The following is a 22,834-nucleotide window of genomic DNA, read 5'->3' as shown; positions in this document are numbered from 1 at the left end:
TTGCGTGACGGCGCTTGCGCTGGAAGGACCTGACGGTCTGTATCTTGGTCCGTCCTCTATGCTGCCAGTTGGTTTTCGGTTGCGGTTGCATCCAGCTCTTCAAGCTCCAGCGCCATCTGCTCCAGGAAACAGATTGCGGTGAACGCTATGTCGTCGAGCAACCTCGACAACACCGGCGCCAGGCACCAGACTCTCCTCCATGATCCGACGCTTCTCGGCACTCGTCACCGCCGCTCGGGACCGGACAGAACCGTAGCCGTCGTCACGTTTGCTCATCTTGCTTGCGAATTGGTGAGCAAGACATCTCACGCTCGAGCTCAATCGGCGAAGGCGGGCTCTACCGGCTTACTTCGCGACTGCCAGGACCCGGGCACCAGGCGTAGACGAGAGGTTTCAGAGTTGTCGCAATCCTTCGACCGCACACACCGGCGAAATGCGTCAAGAATTTGTATTTCATATATCATTATCGGGCGAATCTCGACTCGGCGCCGTTAGATAGCTTTACCCCAACTTATTGTTTTCGCCGTATTGTCTGCATCAAGATGAAGGCAGCTCTCTCCGCTTCGTGATGCTTTGACGAAATTGACATAAGTCAGATAGTGCAAAAATGAATTGGTTCAAAGGTACTCGCAAATCACCCAGTAATCTAGGGATGCTGTCTCATCTGAGATACCGTGCCAAAATAGTGCTCGGCTTCTTCGCGGTGCTGGCCCTATTGGCAATTAGCATTGGCGTCGGGTATTTCGGATTTGAGAAGGTATCAGCTGGCATGGACTCATATCAGCAGATCGTCAGTGAAACCGACGCGGCCCGCGACATCGATCGTGGTCTAGTCGCCTATGAACTACTCACTCGATATTTTGCCGCTACAGGAACGTCGGGTGACGAGGACGCCGCACGAAAAGCCGAGGCTGCCCTCGCACGCGCCATCGAGCATGCGAGAAATGTCGCCAGCGTAGCCACGAGCAAGAAAGTCAAACAGCTCGGCAGCGAGTTTGACGAGGTCGTCAAGCTGTTTGCGCAGATTGTACAGCTGAAGAAGGAAAATTCCAAAATTGTATCGAGCCATCTAGCGCGATTTGGAAATTCGTTTCGCTATAAGCTTGAGGATATTCGCGACGCCGCGGCGCTTGCGGACCTCGCTGAACTGCAGTTGAGCCTGAATGAGCTCGCAGGTAGAAGTGCGACTGTCGCCACCGCCATCTCAAACTACGTAGCTCGGCCCGATCCATCGATCGTGAAGACCGCCACGACCGGCCTACAGTTGCTGAAGAATACCCTCGAGGCACTAAGCAACGCAGATCCCAAGATTACCCCGAAAATGGTGGAACTCGCCTCTCAGCTTGACGCGTACCAAATGTCCTTCGCCAAGTTCGTCGACAACTCTGTGGCGATCGCCGATCTCGTCAATAGGTTGGACGAAGCGGCCCGCAAGATCGCCCAGGATGGCGACGAAATGAAGGCTTCGCTACTCGCACAGCAGCAAGCGATTGCTGCTCGATCGGGGGCGATCGCTCAAGATACTAAGCGGTCTGCGACGCTCCTCGGCGTAGTAACCCTGATGCTCGGTTCGCTATTGGCTTGGGCCCTGGGACAGGGGATTGCACGGCCAATGACTGCAATGTGCGCTGCAATGCGTGAACTCGCTAGCGGACGCTTTGACGTGGTGCTGCCGGGCCTCGGGCGCAAAGACGAACTGGGCGAGATGGCGAGTGCCGTTGAGCAGTTCAAGGTTCGAGCCCTCGCGGAGGCCGAACGCGAGGCGTGGGAGAGAGAAGCACGCAATCAGGAACAAAAGGAAATGAGGCGTGCGGAGTTGCAGCGTCTTGCGGAAGGGTTTGAAGCTGCGGTCGGTAGCATCGTTTCAAATGTCTCCTCTTCCGCGAATCAGTTGGAGGGGGCGGCAAGTTCGTTGACTCGCACGGCAGAGCTTACACAGGATCTCTCCGGGCGCGTCGCAGGTGCTTCCGAACGGGCGTCCTCCAATGTTCGGTCAGTAGCGTGTGCGACGGAAGAACTGGCGGTTTCGGTGCGCGACATCGGTCGTCAAGTCCACGAGTCCAGTCGCATCGCCGAAGCAGCGGTTCTCCAGGCGGAACGAACTGATTGTCGTATCGCTAAACTCTCGAATGCTGCGCAGCAAATCGGCGCGGTTGTTAAATTGATAACCGCAATTGCGGAGCAAACAAACTTGCTTGCATTGAACGCGACGATCGAAGCGGCCCGCGCGGGTGAGGCGGGACGTGGATTCGCCGTGGTAGCGGCCGAGGTCAAATCGCTAGCAAGCCAAACCTCGAAGGCTACCGAGGAAATTGCGGCGCAAATCGCCGGTATGCAGTCCGCCACCGAGGAATCCGTCGACTCTATCAAGGAGATCGGTGAGACAATCGTGCAAATATCGGAGATCGCGTCTAGCATCGCTGCCGCCATACGCCAGCAGAGCGATGCGACCCAAGAAATATCGGTCAACGTGAAGGAAGTGGCTCGAGACACCCAGGAAGTTGCAGAAAGCATCACGGAAGTCGATCGTGGCGCTGGGGAGACGGGAGTGGCATCGGTCAACGTATTAGATTCAGCGAAGATGCTCTCGCTGGAAAGCGCTCGGCTTCGCGATGAGCTCATGAAGTTCATGGCCACGATTAATGCGGCATGAGCTGGGTCGGGCATTAAGTTTGGCCGCTTCCGCACGGGGCGATCTAGCGAAGACGTCAATTCTGAATGTATAGCGAGCGCTGAGGTCGGAGGAGAGGACCAAGGGCATCCATGGTAGGAACTTCGTCACTATCGGTGCTGTGTTCAGCGAAGTCTTGTGGGGGCACGACCTTCCCGGTGCTGGCGAGGGCAAGACCCATACCCGCGATCGCGGACCTATGTAGGGGACAACCGGCCGTTCGGTAGTTCCGCATCGCAATCGGATGTCCGCTTTGGTCCTGGCAGCTCAGACAAGTGTACCCCGGACATCGTGAAGGTGCTCCAATGCACGTGGGGAAGACCGTCGAACATGACCAATTCCGTCAGCACATTGGCTCGGCACAGCGCGCGGTGGAAAATGCTGTTTCCGCTCAGGAGGAAGTCGCTTTTCCCGTCATGCAGCGGAAAGCTTTTGAGATCCGCATAAATGGGCGACATGACCAGATCCTGCAGATCGGCGTCTCCGATATAGCCCTTGGCTTGCACGACTCCCTTGGCTTGCACGACTCATGAGACAACGATCTTTGCCACTCCCTATAGGGGCCGTTTTCCGTGGCGCGCGACAAAAAATGCTGGCCATTCTCAGACGAGTGGGAGGATAGCCTTAGCAACTCCCCAACATCTTACCTTTTGAGCCAAGTCCTTTGGCCTCGTACGCCGTAGCGCAAGGAGGCGTACAATGGACTCGTATAATAGCTTCTCGGCTAGCCCGAGTTCTGGATTGCCGCTTTCTCGCCCCCATCGGATTGGTCGTGAACATTCAAACGAACGCGGACACCTGGAGAGGGCTTGCCAAGGAATTCGATGCCAGCCCTTTCGAGAGCGTATCTGATCTTCTCAATTGTCTGGAAGTGTGCCGCCAATGGCTCGTCGCATTGCCCCTCCAGCCGCCTGATAGTCGAAATCGCAACTCCAGAATACATCGCGAGATCGTTCTGCTTCCAACCCAACAACGATCGTGCGGCCTTGATTTGGCGCGTCATCACCAACATCCAGAGAGCCCTACTCCGAGACATACGGACGCCTACGAGTCGTATGATATTTCACATGAAATAAATAGGCAATAAGGCGGTCGTGACTGACGCAGCTTGCTTAGCTGCCCTCATGGATCCTTTCATCTATGAGATAGGATGCTGGTAGATTGTAGGGCCAGCTGAAAGCCATAGGTTCCAACGCGCAAGGTCCCTCGTGAGTAGAGGGTGGCGGCGCCGCGCGGCTGCCGCGTCGGCTTGAGCGGCGACGGCCTCAGTGGGGCAGCGCCGCCTCCAGCGACCGCAGGAGCGGGCCGGTGTTGCCGGTTTGCAATAAGATGCGACAACCAGAACACGCTGTCCGTCAAGAGCAAAGCAGGCCGATCTGGTTAGGATCGGCTCCATACGCCCTCAAAGTCCTAGCTCTCGCTCTAACGCCTTTGGATTTGCAGCGAGCCGCCTCCTGAGGTCTTCCGCAACATCTCCGACGAATACCTCTTCAGTTCCAGACCTCAAGGCCCGCACTACGGAGTCGGCGACGAATTTAGGCGCTACTTTTGGCGGCGGAAGCGTCTGGTACCATTCCGTGTCAAGTGGACCGGTGAAGACGTTCATGACTCTTATGCCCCCGGGTTGTAGTTCTGAGCGCAGACAGTGAGATAACGACAGAACCGCTGCCTGGGACGCAGAGTAGGCTCCGTAGGCTGGCCAATTTGCCAGTGAATAGACCGAGAAGATGTTGACCCAAGCGGCCGCGCTGTTCGTACCATCAGCGCCCCGAATCCGCATTACGGGGCCAAAGGCCTGAGCTAGGTGAACGAAGCCAATATAGCTTTGCTCGATTTCGTCGCGAAAATGGCTTACCCCATTTCGAGTCAGAAGCCCACCTGGCCTTATGTGCTCAGCGGTATTGACGACGATGTCGGTCCTTCCTGCGATATCCGCGGCGAGATTGAACACGGATTTTTCGTCGGCAAGGTCGAGTGGAACTAATTGAATACCAGAAACCCCAACCAAGCGGTCCTCGCCTCGAAACGGCTTCCAAGGTTGGGCGACGCCGACAAAAACGTTGCTGGCGCCAGCCTCGACAAGTGCTAGTGCAATCTCTTGTCCTATTTCACTGCGTCCGTTCGTTACGAGTACTCTTCGAAATCGTGGGTCCGCGGTCAACTCGCGCCATTGAGCATCGTCTGTCGAGTTAGGCGTCATGCTGGTCGGAGCAGCAAAAGCGACTGCTTGGCCGGCTTTGTCAAGTTGAAGAGACATACGAACTTTCTCGCCTTCGTGACAGTCACCGTGTACGTGCGCCACCATGATTGGTCCGCAATCGAGATGGACTAGTCCTATGCGCCACGGCGCACGTTCGCGGAAGTAGACGTCGGCAGGCACGCGCACCAATGTGTCCGACACCAATACTCCCTCGTTCGGAGCATCCCTGAGCGGAAGCACGGTTGACAAGCAAACTGGGCAGCAATCTCGTGGTGGGTATGCGAAAGTGTTGCATTCCGAGCAGCATTGCAGGGCGAAGCGGGACTCCGCCGCCGCCTTGGTCAAAGCGTGAGCCGCCCGGCTGCGCCGGTTCGGGGGCAAGGTTGCAGTTCGTGTGCGCTTAAGAACCCCCTTGCGCGGAGGTCTTTGGAGGGGAGGAGTCATGCCGATGGTCCTGCAAATATTGCAGCCCCGGAAGAGAGACCGCGGTCGTAATTTATCATCCCGAAGCCAGACGCGAGCGCGCTTCGTGCGTTCGGAACTTGAGTGGGGCCAGCAGACCCCAACACCTGGCGAAGCGCCTCAGTCACACCGAGGTATCCGCCTGCCGCTCCGGCTTGCCCGACGGACAATTGACCACCCGAAGTATTATGCGGGAAGCTGCCGTTGATCGTTAGATCGTGCTTCCTCACAAATTCGGCGGCCTCTCCCTTCTTGCAAAAGCCGAGGTCTTCGAGCTGCATCATTGTCACAAACGGGTAATCGTCGTATGTCTGAACAACATCGAGTTCGTCTGGGCCAATGCCCGCCATGGCGTAAAGTTCGTCGATGTCCATCACCCAACCCCCACGCAATTGAAGCGGATCCTGCGCAAAGGCGTTGTGCCGTTCGATCGTTGACAGCAGCTTCGCCCCCGAAATCCCGCGAGATACTGCAAAATCCCTGTCCATTACCAGGAATGCCTCGGCACCGGCGCAAGGCATGACGCAGTCGAAGAGATGAATCGGATCCGAAATGGGACGCGCCGCCAAGTATTCCTCGACTGTGAGGCGACGCTTCAATAACGCATTCGGGTTGCGCAACGCGTTGTCGCGCTGAGATACGGCAATCTTAGCCAGGTCCTCACGCGACACGCCGTACGTCCGCATATAGTTGCGAGCAATGAGAGCAAAGCTTGCATTAGCGCCACCCGCGCCGTACGGGTAAACTGCATCCTGATTAGCTCGTGAGAATGATTCCAATGTCTTTCGAAATGTATCGACATGGTTTGTGTCACCTGCGATGCATGCGACCACACGGGCGTCGCCCATCTGGACGGCCCGTGCGGCTCGTCGAAGCGCAGCAATCCCGCTGACACCGCCCAGTGGAATTGTGTCCAGCCAGCGCGCGCAAACACCGAAATGCTGCGTCAATCCAACTGCGGTATCTGGAAAAAGCGTAAAGCTCGATATTGAAAGGCCGTCGACATCGCCAATTTGTAAGCCACTTTCACTAAGGAGGGCCTTTAGTGCTCTTCCGATCCACCATTGCGCGCTCTCTTGTGAGTAACGCGCGTATCGAATGGTTACTGGAATCGCGACTACAACGCCATCGTAAGGCAATCGCCGAACTGTCTTCATGGAGAGCGTCTTCAGACAACAGTAAGAACGACGTCAATATTCCCCCGAGTGGCGTTGGAATACGGACACCGTTCGTGGGCTCCCGAGACGATCTCGTTTGCAAGCGCTTGATCGACGCCGGGAAGGTGGACCTTCAATTCGATCGCCAAGGCGTAGCCCACCGCGATCGGCCCAATTCCAACATTTGCCGTAACGCTCACTTCATCCGAGATCGGAATTTTCCTGTTCCTCGCAACGAGCTTCACCGCGCCCAGAAAACACGCGGCGTAGCCCGCGGCAAACAGCTGCTCTGGATTTGTGCCGGGGCCGCCGGCACCACCCAATTCCTTCGGGAGTGCAAGCCTCAAGACGAAATCGCCCGCTTCATTCGTTACCTCACCTTGGCGCCCCCCTTTAGCCGTCACTTGCGTTTCGAAAAGAATCCTTTCGGGCTTCATGCGTCAATCTCCGCGTTGTTCGAGCGCGCACCGGCCGAACGGGGCACATTTGGTTGCTAGAGGGAAAAACTGCCGACGCTTGCTCCACCGCAAACAAACAAGGTTTGACCCGTGACAAATGAGGAGCGGGAAGACACGAAAAATAGCACGGCGTTGGCCACATCTTCGGGACGTCCGAGCCGCCCCACCGGAATGGAGTTTGCGAGGCGCGCTTCCTGCTCGCTTCCTTCTGGTGTCAGAGCACGAAACATATCGGTGGCCCCGATTGGACCTGGAGCGACCACATTTACGGTAATGCTGTGCTTTGCAAGCTCGAGCGCCCAGGTACGGCCTAGTCCGATCATGCCTGCTTTGGTTGCCGAGTACGAACTTCTCGTCGGAACGCCGAGCAGTGCACGCGACGAAATAAGAACCACGCGGCCGTTTTGCTGAAGTTTCATGGTCGGTAGGAAGGCTTGCAGAAGCACAAGCGGAGCCGCGAGATGGAGGTCCGACAAGAATTTGAGATCGTCATACTTTGTCGCCTCTACGAGGGCAGGTCTTATCGCGCCGGCGTTGTGGACGAAGATTGATACCTTGAACTCCTCTGCGAGTGCGGAGGCGACATTCTGCGTAGCTTCCGTGTCAGAAAGATCCACAGCTACGTGGCGCGCCTGCTCATGTTTCCAAGTCAATGGCTGTGCATCGAGCACGATTACCTTATGCCCAGTATCGAGCAAAGCACGACAGATGGCAGCACCGATTCCGGCGCTTCCGCCAGTTACCACCGCCGCCGCAGAATCGCCGGAAAGCATCGGAATCGTCCTCACATAAAAAGCTGAATGCTTCCAAACGCTGCGTCGGAATTTACCAGGTCGACCCGCTTCAGTTTGATTTTCAGGGTGCCGTCGGTGGAAACCAGCGTGTGAGTAGCCCACGCCGCAAAGAGGGTCTGCTCGTCTTGCCTCGTCTCGACGTAGTGCATTGGCGTCCAGGTCGTATAGGTCGATGTGGCGTCATCGCGATCGAGAACGAGCGGGGTCTGCAGGAGATGATGGCACCGGCTCTTTGGCTTCTGGCTAAAGGTTCGACTACCCTTGAGCCGCTCGACGCGAATCTTCAGTAGCATCCTATCTTCGTACATCAGAGAAGCCCCGAGGCGAGGGTCGGTCTGTTGCCATTCGAGTGGCATCCAATAGAACGCATCCTCTGTAAAAAGATCGAGCCACTCATTGAAATGCATTTGATCGATCAGCCGCGCCTCGTTGAGGATGAAGTTGGTCAGATCGTGGTTGCTCGGATGCATGGTCATCACTTCGCTACATCGACAGGGTGATGTATTTCGCCCAGGCACGAAATTGATTTCGCATCTGAAGCTCGGTGGTACCGTTAGTCGCGATGGTTTGTTCAGGATCCTCATCGGGCGAATAGAGGCGCTGAAGATTGACCCACTGGTTTGCGTTAGAGCGAAGACCGAGTTGGGCCCTCTCGTACATTTCGAGGTCGTCGTGGCCAACGATTGATGTGGGAGCGTTGATCAGCCGATTGTAAGAGAGCGTGCGCTCGAGAAGTAGATCCGGCGCCCCTACGAGCCTGAAGGTCCAGGACTCGACGAGCGTCTTGTTGGCCGCTAAAGGCTTGAAGATCCGAAGAAGCTGTATGGGACCTTTGACCATCAGGTTGGGAAAATAGATGGTGTTGTGTCGATTCTCTCCAAGAATCCCCTTGGCTCGGTCTTCACCATAGGCGGCCACCATCCGCTCGAAGTATTCTGGAACGGCCGAATAGTTCGAGTGGATCGACTTGCTAACGCCGGTATGACCATGGCCGTTTGGCCAGACCCTTATTCCCATTTCTTCGGAGAATTCGTATGGGCCGATGAATGGAGCCAGCAACTCGATTGCCATGGGCATTAGGGTGCCTGGTGGAGCGCTCTTCCAAACCTCGACCGCGGTTCCGGCGGATGATTCGTGCGCGACCATTGGATGGCATGTGTCGGTCTGGTTCTCGACCAGCATCTTCCAGTTGCACGGATGGGTGTATCGGAAAACGCCACCAGCGACTTCGAGACGCCCTTCCGGCGAACGATCGATCATATTGTCAATCGAAGACAGGCTGTCGCCGAAGTACTCCTCGAAGCCCTGTCCAAGATTGCTCAGCTTCGCAAAAATAAAGCCTCGATAGTTTCGCACATGAGCAACGGGGCTCATCCCTTGGCCAGCGTGGCTTTCGGCAAGTCCCGTATTCTCATAACCCTTCTTGAGGGGAATCGCGAGAAGTGAACCATCCGTTTTGAAGCTCCACGCGTGATAGGGGCAGCGAAAGAATTTACCAGCATTGCCGCAGGTCTCCGACGTGATACGGACGCCTTTGTGCGGACATCGGTTGTAAAGAACTTTGACGGATCCGTCCGTATGCCGAACCATCAGAACAGGTTGTGTCCCTATCTCCGTGCCGAAATAATCTCCGGAGTTCGGGATCTGGCTGTCATGCCCGACGTACACCCACGTGTTGCTGAACAAATGCAGCATCTCGAGGCGAAAGACCTCTTCATCGACATAAACGTCTCGATGGACTTCCCGATCGCGGACCAGGTTTTGAATCGCGTTCGCGTCAAACGGAATGTGGCTCACCTGCATTCTCCCACTTGCGCAGTTCCCTAGAGGTCAAGAACCAGGCGTGGCGACTTTGATCGCGACACGCAGATTTGAATGAGCTTTCCTGATGATTTCTCTTCGTCCGAGAGCACATAATCTCGATGATCGGGGATGCCCTCTAGGACCGCCGCCTGGCAAATGCCGCAGTCCCCGCGCCGGCAGTCGAACAGTGTGTCCAACCCCGCTTCGATCAATACATCAAGAATTGTCTTGTCCTTGGGCACTTGAAACGAATGGCCCGAAGCCTTGAGAACGACCTCGAACGAGTCGTCGGCATCCATCGGTTGTGCCGCAGAGAAGATCTCGAAGTGAAGACGGTCCTTGGACCACCCTAGGTCGCGCGCGAGAGCTACTGCCGAGTCGATCATAGGCCGCGGGCCGCAAAGATAGAGGGGTTCTGCATTGACCAGGACGCGCATCACGTCGGCTAAAGGAAATTGACCGTCACGATCGTCGCCGTGGAGGATCAGTTTCTCTCCAGCCAAACTCCGGAGCTCCGACAAAAACGCCAGATCCTCGATCGACCGGCCAGCATAGTGCAGCCGGAACGGTCGCTTCGCGGCGATCAGTTCAGAGGCCATCGACGCGAGTGGGGTGATCCCGATGCCCCCAGCGATCAGGTGGACCGGACGGTCCGTGCACTCGAGCGGGAAATTGTTCCGAGGCGCGGAAATCGAAAGCGTGTTTCCTACCTCCAAACGATGCATGAAACGAGAGCCTCCCAACCCGCTCTCTTCAAGCCGCACGCCGACAAGATATGAGCGCGGATTGGTCGTGGCGGAGGCATCGGCAATCAGATTGACGAGCGAATACGACCGCTGCTGTCTGTCCGGCAACTGAACGTTGACGTGGGCGCCGGAACGCCACCCAGGAAGCACTCCGCCGTCGGGCGCCGCGAGCGTGAGCGCACGCACAAGCTGCGTTTCGCGTTTCACATGCGTTACGGTCAATTCGAGACGTTCCGGATTCGCCAAGTCGCCCACCGATCCAGTTTCAGCGCCGAAACGCGACCCTTTGGCCGCTGAACAGGACATCTTGGAAGCGGCGGACAAGTAGAAGGCCTTGTCCGATCGTTGATGAGCCACGCTGCGCGGTCGCGGTTGACATATTCCATATAACGCTTCACAAGAAATATCAACAGGCATGGCTTAGCTTTCGCGCGTCTTCATTGCCAGATGAGGTCGGCTTCGGTGGTCGTGCAGATGACCTGGGGAGGTTAGGAAATGCAGCGAAAATTGACGCTTGCGGTCAGTGTCTTGCTTTCGTTCGCAACTGCGGCCCGTGCCGACATAACCATTGGCTTCGTGACCTCGCTGAGCGGGCCGGGGTCTTCGATCGGCTTGGGCTATGCAAAAGGAATTGCTGCGGCTTATGAATACAAGGCGCAGATGGCCGGCGAGAAAGTCCGCCTCATCCAGCTCGATGACGGTTCAGACCCATCTGCTGCGACACGCAACGCAAGGAAGCTTGTTGAAGAGGAAAAGGTCGACGTTCTGATCGGCACCGCGACGGTGCCTTCGACGGTGGCGATGATCGCGGTAGCGTCGGAGCTTAAGGTCCCGATGATATGCGTGTCCCCGATCCCACCGAAGCCGGCTTCGGCTGAGAGTCAATGGGCTGTAACCGTCCCTCAATCGGCTGACCTGTTGGTGAAGATTGTTGCCGATCGGATGAAAAGAGATGGGGTCAAGAAGCTGGGCTATATCGGATTCTCCGACGGTTGGGGAGATCTTGTCTATGCCGGAGCAAAGGCCGCGGAGGCCCGAGGTGACATGCAGGTGGTCACTAACGAGCGATATGCCCGTACTGATACGTCTGTCACGGGTCAGATTCTGAGGCTTATGGCCGCAAAGCCGGACGCTGTGTTGATCGGTGGCTCGGCCACTCAAGGGGCACTTCCCTTGCTGAGCCTAAGCGAGCGCGGTTTCAAGGGAGGGCTCTACGGGACGGGCGCATTAGTCAACCCCGAGTTTGTTCGCGTAGGTGGTAAGGCCGCCGAGGCTATAAAACTTTCGGTGGGGCCGGTGGTTGTTGCCGAGCAACTCCCAGATGATCACTTTTCAAAAATGCTGTCGATGGAGTTCCGTGCCGCGTACGAACGCGCAAATAAGGCGCCCGTTACCGATCAGTTCTCTGGTCTTTCGTTCGACGCGTGGCGCATTCTCGACAACGCAGTCGAGCGTGCCATCAAAACCGCCAAGCCGGGCGATCTCGCATTTCGAGCCGCGCTGCGGGATGCGATCCTTAGCACGCACGAACTGACTGGCGTGCACGCCGTATACAACTTCAAGCCAGGTGAGAATTACGGGGTCGACGAGCGATCGTTGGTGATCGTTCAGCTGACAAACGGTGCCTGGAAGTACGTCCCATAATTTCCAACGACGCAAAAGGTGAGTTCCTACATCCTATGACCAGCGATATTGTCGCAATTCTCGCGATTGACGGTGTTGCTACGGGCGCAATCTACGTTCTGGTCGCTATCGGCACGGTACTGATATTCAGTGTCACCCGGGTAATCTACATACCTTTCGGCGACATTGCCGCGTTCACAGTATTGACACTGGCCGCGATCGAGACCGGGCAAGTTCCAGGAACGATAGGTTTAGTGGTCGCACTGGCCTGTCTAGCAACGCTGATCGAGGTCGCTGGTCTGCTTCGCGGAGCGCGATATCGGGAAATCCCGCGAGCATTGATGATGTACCTCGTGCTTCCGCTCCTGATTGTCGGGGTGACGTGGCTTGCGCTCACTCTGAATTTGCCGATGCCACTTGAGATACTAACCGCGTTGGCTCTCATGGTTCCGGTAGCGCCTCTGCTCGATCGGATCGTCTTTCGTCCAATCGCGGACGCCAGCGTGCTGCTGTTGCTTATTGTCTCCATGGCCCTTCACTTTGCCCTCGTAGGTCTTGGCCTTCTGTTTTTCGGTCCAGAGGGTGTTCGAACGCAGCCGCTCACCGCTATGTCCTTGGTCATCGGGCCAATCCAGCTGTCGGGCCAGTCGTTGATCATTGTGTTTGCGGCTCTGATGTTGAGTGCGGCCCTGTTTATGCTCTTTGATTATACGATGTTGGGAAAATCACTGCGCGCCACTGCGATGAATAGAACTGGCGCGCGCCTAATGGGGATAGAGCCGGCCAGAGCCGGCACGATTGCCTACATCGTTGGATCGGTACTGGCCGGTGTGTCCGGAATTCTTATCGCTCCAGTCAATACAATCTTCTACGACTCTGGCTTTCTGCTCGGCCTGAAGGCGTTCGTAGGGGCGATTATTGGCGGACTAGCGAGCTATCCTGCCACCGCTCTCGGGGCAGTCTTGGTCGGTGTCCTCGAAAGCTTTGCTTCTTTTCAGAGCAGCGCTCTCAAGGATGTTATCGTGTTCTCTCTCCTTATCCCAATCCTGCTTTGGCGCTCAATCAACTACTCGCATTCAGAAGAGGGAGCTGAAGAATGAACGGCGCGCTATCCAAGCTGCTGATAGCCGCGGTCGTTTTGTTGCTCGGAGCATTGCCGGCGATCTTGCCCCCTTTCAGCATCACCCTCCTGAACTATGTCGGCATCTATTCCTTGGTTGCGATCGGCCTTGCACTCCTGACTGGAATCTGCGGCATCGTTTCGTTCGGTCAGGCCGCCTTCGTTGGCGTTGCCGCGTATGCCACCGCGTGGCTCTCTGTTGTCCAGGGCCAGTCTCCTTGGGTTGGTCTTTTGCTTGGTGTTGCCCTAACGTGTGGAGTCGCTGCCATCCTCGGATTGATCACGCTGCGTCTCCAAGGGCATTTTCTTTCACTCAGTACTGTAGCTTGGGGCCTCGCAATTGGCTTCCTCTTCGGCAATATCGATGGTCTTGGCGGTTTCAACGGACTGGCAAACGTCCCGCCGATCGCGGTCGGAAGCTATCAACTCGTACAGAGTTGGCAGATGTTCTACCTTATCTGGGGCATCGTACTCATCGTTCTGCTTCTGTTAAGCAATCTCCTTGATTCGCGCGTTGGTCGCTCGTTCAGGGCCTTGCGCGGCGGAGCTGTTCTCGTCGAGAGCCTTGGCATCAACGTCTTTGATGCGAGGTTGGTTGCCTTTGTGCTGGCTGCGCTGCTCGCGGCATTTTCTGGTTGGCTTTATGCGCATCTAAGCCGTTTCGTTAGTCCTACACCGTTCGAAGCAGGGGCCGGCATTGAGTACCTCATGATGGCAATGGTTGGCGGCGCTGGAACCTTGCTCGGAGGCGTCGCCGGCAGCGCTATCGTGACGTACCTAAAGAATACCATTCAGGATTTTCTGCCACTCGTGATCAAGAACGGATCAGGGCAGCTCGAACTCGTCGTATTCTCTGCGCTCTTCATCGTATTTTTACAGCGCGCGCGCCAGGGGCTTGTGCCGTTTCTGGCTCGCCTGATGCCAATGCGGCCTAAAGCTATTCCCAAAGGCAATGGATCCTTGCCACGTCGCCAGCAACTTAAGCCAGGCACACAATTGCTCAAGGTCGGGAAGCTGGTCCGTAGGTTCGGTGGCCTCATCGCAGTCAATGGCGTGACATTTGAAGTCAATTCTGGAGAGATTCTGGCCCTCATTGGTCCAAACGGAGCAGGAAAAAGCACTCTGTTCAATCTGATTACGGGCGCCCTGAGATACGATTCGGGGGATGTGATCTTTTGCGGTCGGTCTCTCGCTGGTCAATCGCAGGCCCGCATTGCACGAGAAGGCATCGCGCGCACCTTTCAGCATGTCAAATTGCGGCCGACCATGACGCTTCTCGACAACGTCTTGCTCGGGACATATCCGCGCACTAGCGCCGGCATCTTCACTGGCGCGTTCAGACTGGACCGTCAGGAAGAGGCGCGGGCAACGGCCGATGCCCTTCATCAACTGGATCGTGTCGGTCTTGGTCGGGACGTTCTGGAGCTAGCTGGAAATCTGGCCCTCGGAAATCAGCGGATTCTGGAGATTGCGCGCGCCCTGGCAGCAGATCCGCTGCTCCTCGTGCTGGACGAGCCTGCTGCGGGGCTTCGGAGGAACGAGAAGCAACGACTTGGAGAACTGCTTAGAGCGTTGCGAGCGGAAGGGGTCACCATCTTCCTGGTCGAGCACGACATGGAATTCGTGATGGGCCTCGCCGATCGCGTAGTCGTCATGGACTTCGGTTCCAAGCTCTGCGAGGGGCGACCTGCCGAGATTGTCGATGATCCGCGCGTCCAGGAAGCGTATCTTGGGGTTGCCGTCTAATGGCGATACTTTCGCTAGATAAAGTGAGCGTTAGCTACGGCAAGGTCGAAGTTGTCCGCAACGTATCGCTGCGTGTCGAGCCTGGCAGGATCGTGACGCTGCTGGGTCCCAACGGCGCAGGAAAGACCACACTCCTTCTCGCAACTATCGGTCTGTTGGGATCGCACGGCCGCGTTTACTTTGAGGGGGCCGACATATCTAACCTCACGGTCGAGGAGCGGGTCGCACGTGGTCTTTGCCTCGTTCCGGAAAAACGCGAGCTGTTCTCCGAAATGTCAGTTCAAGATAACCTGCTGCTCGGCGCGTATCTCAGGCGGGATCGCCGTAGCCGCAAGGCTGATTTGGACGACGTTTACGACCGATTTCCAAGATTAAAAGAACGCCTAAGCCAGGTTGCGGGCACGTTGTCGGGCGGCGAACGTCAGATGCTTGCGCTTGGGCGAGCACTGATGGCGAAGCCAAAGGTTCTCCTCTTAGACGAGCCAAGCCTTGGGCTCGCGCCACTGATTGTCGCGGAGATCTTCCGCACCATTGCGGCACTGCGCGGGCTCGGAGTTTCCGTATTGGTAATCGAGCAGAACGCCAGGGCGGCGCTCAATACAGCGGATTTTGGATACGTGCTTGAGACAGGCGAGATCGTCCAATCGGGGTCATCCGAGGCCTTGATTCACGATCCAAAGCTTATCGCAGCCTATCTCGGCGGCACCCGCGCCGCTGAATCCTTACCGGTGAGTTGATTGTCCTGGCTTTAAACGATCCTCACGAGAGAATGGGGTTCGTGTCGAGCCTCGCCCTCATAGGGCGGGAAGTTCTCGAAATCAGATCGTAACTCGGTGCGAACCTCCGATAACATCGCCTCCATCATTGCATCCGCTGAATCGAAGAGGGTCCTATTTCTTTGTAACGAGCGTACGAATGGAATAGGCAGGCCTGATACCGCAATCGCCGGTGTAAATATCTCTAACTGCTTGATACCGACAAGTTTGGTCAGAACGACGCGGTGCCGGGCGAGGTAACTGGTGTGCCAGGACAATTCGTCCTGCGCCGGGCCTGAGTATGTGACTAGGTACGCAATCTCCTGGCCCTCCGATTGCGCCCGTCTGGCGACCGGATAGTTCCTGCCCAGCATGACTTCCTGCGTAGGCTTGAGATCGCTAAGGCTCGGGAAAAGCATCGGCTCGCACAGCGCGGCTAGCGGTCCTGATCTTGTCAGGGCAGATTCGAGAGAAAGTGCGTCGCGAAAGTCGATTTGCATCACGAGACAGGAAGACTTGCTGGTGTCTTGGTAATGGGGATCTACTGCGGGGACAGGCCGCATGAGCGTCGCACTTTCGATTGGCTTGCAGATACGGACGAGAGACGCGATCGCTCGGACGTCAGAGTCGGACACGCCCGTGCTTAACCCACCAACGTCTCTCCATTCGCAAAACCACGTAATCATCGTGCATCTCATTCTGCTTTTGGCGCAACAATGCCGATCCCAGGCGGAAAAGCTGTTTCATTAGAGTATCATCTGATATATCAAGTGAATGACAAAGGCGCAAGGCAACTGAACTGTTCGCCATGGTAGCGGAGCCGAGCTCATGAAAGACCAAAAGCCTATCCGGATTTACTGGCAGAGCTTCGTTGATCGATCGATGAATGATGCCTATCTCGTGCGTCTGTCACAGTATCTCGCGAACATTTCGGCGCCGGGCGTTCAGGTCGAGGTGCACGGAATGTCGCCGCCCGACAGTGACATTTCAAGGTTGAGCGAATTTCGTTGCTCGATTCTGGCGGTGGACAACGGGATTTGGGCCGAAGAGGCTGGCTTTGACGCGGTGGTCATTGGCCATTTTCAAGATCCGGGCCTCTACGAACTAAGGTCTTCTGTTCGGATACCCGTCGTCGGTGCTGGCGAGGCGAGTATCCTCGCCGGTCTGCAGCTTGGACGTCGGCTAGGTCTTGTTACTCTCGATCCCGACTTCGAAGTCTGGCACCTCGAGCAGGCTGAGCGGTACGGAGTTCAAGGCCGCGTGGTCAAGGTTGCTGGTCTGGGTAGTCGTCCGGAAGACTTTTCGGCCGCCTTTGCCGGCGATGCGGGGGCTAGGCAGCGCATGATCGAGGAGTTCCGCAAGTGTGCGGATCCGCTGCTTGCCGCAGGCGCAGACGTTATAATTCCAGCGGGTGTCTTGCCGGGTTTGCTGATTGCTGGAGAGCGGGAGTGCCGAGTTGATCGCGCGCCGGTCCTTAACTGCGCGTCGCTCGCCCTAAAGACAGCCGAGCTGTGGGCGCAACTACGCCGGATAGATGGAATCGAACCGGGTCGTGGCCCTAGCTTTCGGCTTCCCAGCGATGGCGCTCGTAGTCAATTCAAAGAACTGATCCAGGGAGGAAGAGTGCCAAGATCGAACGCCTAGGGTCATCGCGTCAAATACCTGTTTGCAAGAAGAGCGGTAGGCCGAAGCCAAGGCTACATCTCGATTCGAGGAGTTTACGATGAAGACACGTGCCGCCGTCGCTTTCGAGGCCAAGAAGCCGCTCGAGATCGTCGAGCTCGATCTGGAAGGTCCGAAGGCCGGCGAAGTCCTGGTCGAGATCAAGGCGACGGGCATCTGCCATACCGACGCCTACACGCTCGACGGCTTCGACAGCGAGGGAATTTTCCCGTCGATCCTGGGACACGAAGGCGCGGGCATCATCCGCGAGATCGGGCCCGGCGTGAGCTCGGTGAAGCCGGGTGACCACGTCATCCCGCTCTACACGCCGGAATGCCGGCAGTGCAAAAGCTGCCTCAGCCAGAAGACCAATCTCTGCACCGCGATCCGCGCGACGCAGGGCAAGGGCGTGATGCCCGACGGCACCAGCCGTTTCTCCTACAAAGGCAAGCCGATCTACCACTATATGGGCTGCTCGACGTTCTCGAACTTCACCGTGCTGCCGGAGATCGCGGTCGCCAAGATCCGCGAGGACGCCCCGTTCGACAAGAGCTGCTACATCGGCTGCGGCGTCACCACCGGTGTCGGCGCCGTCGTCAACACCGCGAAAGTCGAGCCGGGCGCCAACGTGGTCGTGTTCGGCCTCGGCGGAATCGGCCTCAACGTGATCCAGGGCGCCAAGATGGCCGGCGCCGACAAGATCATCGGGGTCGACATCAACGATTCCAAGGAGGAGTGGGGCAAGCGGTTCGGCATGACCCACTTCGTCAACCCGAAGAAGGTGACCGGCGACATCGTCCAGCACCTCGTCGGCCTCACTGACGGCGGGGCCGACTACACCTTCGACTGCACCGGCAACACCACGGTGATGCGGCAGGCGTTGGAAGCCTGCCACCGCGGCTGGGGCACCTCGATCATCATCGGCGTCGCCGAAGCCGGCAAGGAGATCTCCACCCGCCCGTTCCAGCTCGTCACCGGACGCAACTGGCGCGGCACGGCGTTCGGCGGCGCGCGCGGCCGCACCGACGTGCCGAAGATCGTCGACTGGTACATGAACGGAAAGATCCAGATCGATCCGATGATCACCCACGTGCTCAAGCTGGAGGAGATCAACAAGGGCTTTGACCTCATGCACGAGGGCAAATCCATCCGTTCAGTCGTCGTGTTCTAGCCCGAAACCGTCACCCCAAGGAGGATCGACCCATGACTGTTGCACTCCACCCCTCGATCGACAACGGCCTCAAACAGGGCAGCGGCAGCTTTGCCGGCGGCACGCTCGTCTGCAAATGCAAGGACCATCCGGTCAAGGTCGGCATCAAGGGCGACGTCGCCCACAATCATGCCTGCGGCTGCACCAAGTGCTGGAAGCCGCAAGGCGCGACATTCTCCGTCGTCGCCGTGGTGCCGCGCCAGAACGTCACCGTGCTCGAGAACGGGGACAAGCTCCAGATCGTCGATCCCTCCGCGGTGATCCAGCGCTACGCCTGCAAGGCCTGCGGCACCCACATGTACGGCCGCATCGAGAACAAGGGCCACCCGTTCTACGGCCTCGACTTCGTCCATCCCGAGCTGTTCCAGGAGCAGGGCTCGCAGGCGCCGCAATTCGCCGCCTTCGTCTCCTCCGTGATCGAATCCGGCGTGAAGCCGGAGCAGATGGCGGGCATTCGTTCGCGGCTGAAGGAAATCGGGCTCGAGCCCTATGATTGCCTGTCGCCGGCCCTGATGGACGCGATCGCGACCCACGTGGCGAAGGCGAGGGTGGGCTGAATGGGGCGATCAGGTCGAACAAATTGTCCTCGCATCGGTGACGCAAGCTCGAGTGTAAGAGCGGCTCCGGTGCTTGATCCAGGATGATCGCCCCGATCCAAGAAGCAGGGTGCCCCGGTGTGTGGATATCCTCATCCAGCAGGAAATCGCCTTGGGCACAGGATGCGGGGCCCCCTCAGGAGGCCCAACTTAGAGGGTCGGAAAGGGCGATTCCTGCCAATTTCCACTCTGAAGTGTTCCTGAGATATTTTACGTGGTATGGATCGAGACTAGAATGTGAAGGTTCACGTGTGGTGCCACCTACCACAATCGCGGGCTAAAAAAGAAGGTTAGACGATCGCTATGGCGAAGCAGAGCAGGAAAAAGACGGGACAAACGAAGGCGACCGGACCAAAACCTGTCAGCAAGAAGGCGGAGCAGTCTCCCTCGCTTGTGACGCAAGCGTATGAGGAGATCAAGGAGCGCATTTTGATGCTCCATTTCCTTCCCGGTCAGTATCTCAACGAAGCGGCGATTTGTTCCAATCTTAACCTAGGCCGCACACCGGTTCATTTGGCATTGCAGAGGTTGCAAGTCGAGGGATTGGTGGAAATCCTTCCTCGAAAGGGCATTGTCGTCCAGCCAGACAGCTTTGCTCAAATCATAAAGATCCTCGATTCCAGATTGACCGTCGAACCCGAGCTCGCGCGGGGCGCGGCACGACGAGCAAAAATGGGAGGGGTGGATCCGTCAGTTCTCGAGCGGCTCAAGAGTCTAGCAACTGCAACTGATCCAAAGCAGAACCCGCCAGACATCGCAGCGTTTACCGTAAATGACCGTCGCTTCCACCAAGAGGTGGCGTTGCTTTCGGGCAATACCGAAATGAGCGAGTTTGCGCGAAGGCTCCATGAGCGTTCAACTCGTTTTTGGTATTTGAACCTGTGGCAAACGATCGACGTGAAAACGTCAAACCGGCAGCATGCGGCGATCGCGCAAGCCGTCCTTGCTGGGGATGAGGATGCCGCGGCCCAGCAGATGCGCGAGCATATTCAGGCCGTGCGCGACAGGCTCGAAAAAATTCAGCACAACTCGCCCAATGCGCTTCGTCGTCCCTCGGATCCATTCGGTCCGCTGGTGTCGCCGCCGCAGTGATATCAATTGATATTTCACATAGAATGCGATATCCCCGCATCGCTGTATCTGCCGTCTGGATGCGTAAGCTTTCGGAGGCGCAAAACGTCGAAACAGGGGTGCGGTGTTGTCGAAAGAGTTTCCGCTAAAGAGGTTCGGCTTTAATCCAATCAGCCAACGACCACGCCTTGAACTGCCAAACAGGGCACGTGTGGCGGTCTATTTGATCGTCAACATCGAGGCGTGGGCATTTGATCAGCCGGTTCCTCGCCAGTACTTCGGCGCCCCGGGAGGTGCCGCTGTCGTACCGGACGTACCTAACTGGTCGTGGCACGAATATGGAATGCGCGTCGGCTTTTGGCGGTTGAGAGATAGCATCGCAGCGCGCGGTCTAAAGGCGTCCGCCGCAATCAACGGAAAGGTCGTGGATTCAGAATACGAGCCGGTTGCCCGCGCGGTGCAGGAGGCAGGTTGGAATTTCATGGGCCATGGATATCACCAGCGGCCACTGCACCTTCTGCCAGATCAATCGGCCGACATTAGGCGTACCTTCGAGGTTATTCGTGCTTATTCCGGCAGGCCACCGCTCGGGTGGCTGGGACCAGGCTTGCATGAAACGCCGGAAACTCTCGATCACCTAGCGGCAGCAGGCTTCAAATTTGTTGTCGACTGGCCTTTGGACGACCATCCCGTGCGAATGCACACGAAGAGCGGGGACATTTTCTCGATTCCTTACTCCGTCGAGATGGGTGATTTGCCATTGATGGTTGCACACCAACATGAATCATCCGCTTGGCTCACGCGAGTGACGGATCAATTTGATCGCCTCTACCTCGAGGGAGAGGTACAGCCGCGCGTCATGTCCATGAGTGTTCATCCGTACATCATCGGCGCACCTCATCGAATGAAGTATTTCGAGCAGGCTTTGGACTACATTCTTAAGGCCGACAACGTCTGGTTTGCGACGCCAGAGGAAATTTTCCAATGGAGCGCAGGGCAGATGTCCGCTCCAGTCAATTGATATATCACTTGACATTTTAATTTTTCAAGGCGTACTCCTCGCGCATCCGGAGAACGAAACAGCTCTCCTTCACGTTGGTTGGGAGGTCGCCGTGGTCGAGGCGCAAGCACTCGTCGCAGATATCCACGCGAGTGAACGAACAGCGGCGGCCATACTTGAAAAGCAGGCGTCTCGGTTCGGGGAACGAAATCTTTTCATCTGCGGAGGTACATCCTGGACCTATCGCGACTGCAGGGACATGGCTGAAGCCTACGCTTCGCGTCTTCGCGAAGCGGGCATCGCTCCTGGCGATCGCGTCGCGATGTTTTGCAGCAACAAGCCGGAATTCATGGCTGTGTTCTTGGGCTGCGCCTGGATGGGGGCCATCAGCGTCCCAATAAATACCGCGGCACGAGGCCTTCAACTCCAGCACATGCTCAGCACTTCCGGAGCCCGGTTGATCTTCATCGAGGCCGAGTTCCTACCCGTGCTCGATGGGCTCGATCTCAGCGTTCTGCCACTCAATGAAGCTTGGGTGCTGGGAGACACTTCGGTGAGCGTGCTGAAGTCTCTTTCGATCAAGATAAGCCCTTTCCCTGGGCCAGGCGGCCCTGCAAAGCCGGCTGTCATCAAGCCCTCAGAACCTCTGACGATCCTCTTCACGTCGGGAACCACAGGTCCGTCCAAAGGTGTTGTTTGCCCACACGCACAGTTCTTTTGGTGGGGCGTGTATACCGGCAAGGCCCTCGGCCTCGTCGAGCGCGATGTTCTGCACACTACCCTGCCGCTCTTTCACACCAACGCCCTGAACTGCTTCTTCCAAGCGCTGTTGCACGGCGCAACGCAGGTTGTGGAAGTGCGGTTCTCGGTTTCGAATTTCTACGAAGCCCTAGAGCGCTCGGGTGCGACGGTCACGTACGTGTTGGGGGCGATGGTGCCTATGCTGCTTTCGCGGCCCGAAGGCAAGAACGAAAGACAGCACTCGGTACGCTGCGCACTTGCGCCGGGCGTGCCCGAGCAGGCAAGCGTAGAATTCGAAAGGCGCACCGGCATTGCCCTATTGGACGGCTTTGGCTCAACTGAAAGCAACGCGGTAATCTGTTCGACGATGGATTGCCGGAAACCGGGATATGCCGGTAAAGTGATGGATGGTTTCGAGGCGGTTATTGTTGATGAAGATGACAATCCGGTCGATGACGGTCAGCCAGGCGAGCTCCTTCTGAGAGCGAAAGAGCCATTTGCGATGGCTTCGGGCTACTACGGGATGTCCGACAAAACAGTCGAGGCTTGGCGAAATCTTTGGTTGCACACCGGCGACAGGCTCGTGCGAACGACCGACGGCTATTTCCGTTTCATCGATAGGCTGAAGGACACCATTCGTCGCCGCGGAGAGAACGTCTCGTCCTATGAGGTCGAGCAAGTTCTGCTGTCCCACCCATCAATTGGACTTGCTGCGGTGTTCCCCGTCTCCTCTGACTTGGCCGAAGACGAGGTGATGGCTGCGATCGTACTGAAGGAGTCCGCGGCAATCCAGGAGGAAGATGTGGTGCGGTTTTGCCAAGGAAAACTTTCGTACTTTGCCATCCCCCGTTTCATTGAATTCGTCTCGGATCTTCCGCGGACCGAAAACGGCAAGATTCAGAAATTCAAATTGCGGGAGCGAGGTAAAACTGAGGCCACATGGGACCGCGAGGTGGCAGGCCCGAAATTGCAGCGATAGATCGGCCTGCTGCGCGGGCCTGTGCGATCTGCTTGACCGG

General features: G+C 57.1%; 20 protein-coding genes. 11 read left to right on the top strand and 9 right to left on the bottom strand.

The annotated features are described in order from the left end of the window. Positions 1-607 precede the first annotated feature (607 nt). Positions 608-2,653, top strand: a complete 2,046-nt coding sequence (locus AABA84_RS01050) for a methyl-accepting chemotaxis protein (protein WP_338311022.1) — start codon at positions 608-610, stop codon at positions 2,651-2,653. A 215-nt stretch (positions 2,654-2,868) separates the two neighbouring features. On the opposite strand, the gene AABA84_RS01045 is transcribed toward AABA84_RS01050, so the two are convergent. From AABA84_RS01045 to AABA84_RS01005, 9 genes are all read right to left on the bottom strand, one after another. Beyond that, on the bottom strand, positions 2,869-3,177 hold the full coding sequence (locus AABA84_RS01045; protein WP_338311021.1) for a hypothetical protein: 309 nt from the start codon (positions 3,175-3,177) through the stop codon (positions 2,869-2,871). A 218-nt stretch (positions 3,178-3,395) separates the two neighbouring features. Then, entirely contained in the window at positions 3,396-3,674 is a 279-nt protein-coding gene (locus AABA84_RS01040) for a transcriptional regulator (RefSeq protein ID WP_338311020.1), read from the bottom strand. A gap of 399 nt (positions 3,675-4,073) precedes the next feature. Then, the gene (locus AABA84_RS01035; RefSeq protein WP_338311019.1) at positions 4,074-5,315 is read right to left on the bottom strand and encodes an SDR family NAD(P)-dependent oxidoreductase; all 1,242 of its coding nucleotides are present in this window, start codon (positions 5,313-5,315) and stop codon (positions 4,074-4,076) included. Next, positions 5,312-6,490 (bottom strand): thiolase family protein, encoded by a 1,179-nt coding sequence (locus AABA84_RS01030; RefSeq protein WP_338311018.1) that lies wholly within the window; start codon positions 6,488-6,490, stop codon positions 5,312-5,314. The genes AABA84_RS01035 and AABA84_RS01030 overlap by 4 nt, the downstream gene beginning before the upstream one ends. Positions 6,491-6,501: 11 nt before the next feature. After that, positions 6,502-6,927, bottom strand: coding sequence for an organic hydroperoxide resistance protein (locus AABA84_RS01025; protein WP_338311017.1), 426 nt, complete (start codon positions 6,925-6,927; stop codon positions 6,502-6,504). Positions 6,928-6,983: 56 nt separating this feature from the next. Then, positions 6,984-7,721: an SDR family NAD(P)-dependent oxidoreductase gene (locus AABA84_RS01020; RefSeq protein WP_338311016.1), complete on the bottom strand. Its 738-nt coding sequence runs from the start codon at positions 7,719-7,721 to the stop codon at positions 6,984-6,986. An 11-nt stretch (positions 7,722-7,732) separates the two neighbouring features. Further along, positions 7,733-8,218 carry an aromatic-ring-hydroxylating dioxygenase subunit beta gene (locus AABA84_RS01015; protein ID WP_338311015.1) on the bottom strand — a complete coding sequence of 162 codons (486 nt, stop codon included), beginning with the start codon at positions 8,216-8,218 and terminating at the stop codon, positions 7,733-7,735. 7 nt (positions 8,219-8,225) lie between these two features. Beyond that, on the bottom strand, positions 8,226-9,539 hold the full coding sequence (locus AABA84_RS01010) for an aromatic ring-hydroxylating dioxygenase subunit alpha (RefSeq protein ID WP_338311014.1): 1,314 nt from the start codon (positions 9,537-9,539) through the stop codon (positions 8,226-8,228). 26 nt (positions 9,540-9,565) lie between these two features. Beyond that, complete coding sequence (locus tag AABA84_RS01005) at positions 9,566-10,708, bottom strand: PDR/VanB family oxidoreductase (RefSeq protein WP_338311013.1); 1,143 nt, start codon at positions 10,706-10,708, stop codon at positions 9,566-9,568. A gap of 78 nt (positions 10,709-10,786) precedes the next feature. Here AABA84_RS01005 and AABA84_RS01000 point away from each other — a divergent pair, with 78 nt between their 5' ends. The 10 genes from AABA84_RS01000 (at position 10,787) to AABA84_RS00955 (ending at position 22,794) form a co-directional block, all read left to right on the top strand. Next, on the top strand, positions 10,787-11,935 hold the full coding sequence (locus AABA84_RS01000; RefSeq protein ID WP_338311012.1) for an ABC transporter substrate-binding protein: 1,149 nt from the start codon (positions 10,787-10,789) through the stop codon (positions 11,933-11,935). Positions 11,936-11,970: 35 nt separating this feature from the next. Then, positions 11,971-13,014 carry a branched-chain amino acid ABC transporter permease gene (locus AABA84_RS00995; protein ID WP_338311011.1) on the top strand — a complete coding sequence of 348 codons (1,044 nt, stop codon included), beginning with the start codon at positions 11,971-11,973 and terminating at the stop codon, positions 13,012-13,014. Next, complete coding sequence (locus tag AABA84_RS00990; protein ID WP_338311010.1) at positions 13,011-14,780, top strand: branched-chain amino acid ABC transporter ATP-binding protein/permease; 1,770 nt, start codon at positions 13,011-13,013, stop codon at positions 14,778-14,780. Before AABA84_RS00995 ends, AABA84_RS00990 begins: the two co-directional genes overlap by 4 nt. After that, the gene (locus tag AABA84_RS00985) at positions 14,780-15,517 is read left to right on the top strand and encodes an ABC transporter ATP-binding protein (protein WP_338311009.1); all 738 of its coding nucleotides are present in this window, start codon (positions 14,780-14,782) and stop codon (positions 15,515-15,517) included. The genes AABA84_RS00990 and AABA84_RS00985 overlap by 1 nt, the downstream gene beginning before the upstream one ends. An 846-nt stretch (positions 15,518-16,363) precedes the next feature. Next, complete coding sequence (locus AABA84_RS00980; RefSeq protein WP_338311007.1) at positions 16,364-17,179, top strand: aspartate/glutamate racemase family protein; 816 nt, start codon at positions 16,364-16,366, stop codon at positions 17,177-17,179. A gap of 79 nt (positions 17,180-17,258) precedes the next feature. Next, on the top strand, positions 17,259-18,368 hold the full coding sequence (locus AABA84_RS00975; protein WP_338311006.1) for an S-(hydroxymethyl)glutathione dehydrogenase/class III alcohol dehydrogenase: 1,110 nt from the start codon (positions 17,259-17,261) through the stop codon (positions 18,366-18,368). A gap of 32 nt (positions 18,369-18,400) precedes the next feature. After that, positions 18,401-18,964, top strand: a complete 564-nt coding sequence (gfa, locus tag AABA84_RS00970) for an S-(hydroxymethyl)glutathione synthase (protein WP_338311004.1) — start codon at positions 18,401-18,403, stop codon at positions 18,962-18,964. Between the two features lie 342 nt (positions 18,965-19,306). Then, on the top strand, positions 19,307-20,095 hold the full coding sequence (locus AABA84_RS00965; RefSeq protein WP_338311002.1) for a GntR family transcriptional regulator: 789 nt from the start codon (positions 19,307-19,309) through the stop codon (positions 20,093-20,095). Between the two features lie 106 nt (positions 20,096-20,201). Then, positions 20,202-21,095: a polysaccharide deacetylase family protein gene (locus AABA84_RS00960; protein WP_338311001.1), complete on the top strand. Its 894-nt coding sequence runs from the start codon at positions 20,202-20,204 to the stop codon at positions 21,093-21,095. A gap of 91 nt (positions 21,096-21,186) precedes the next feature. Next, the gene (locus tag AABA84_RS00955) at positions 21,187-22,794 is read left to right on the top strand and encodes an ATP-dependent acyl-CoA ligase (protein ID WP_338311000.1); all 1,608 of its coding nucleotides are present in this window, start codon (positions 21,187-21,189) and stop codon (positions 22,792-22,794) included. Positions 22,795-22,834: the final 40 nt, after the last annotated feature.

This window comes from Bradyrhizobium sp. TM239, from assembly GCF_036247985.1.
In the GTDB taxonomy this organism is placed as follows: domain Bacteria; phylum Pseudomonadota; class Alphaproteobacteria; order Rhizobiales; family Xanthobacteraceae; genus Bradyrhizobium; species Bradyrhizobium ottawaense.
This window is presented reverse-complemented; position numbering and strand designations above follow the sequence as displayed.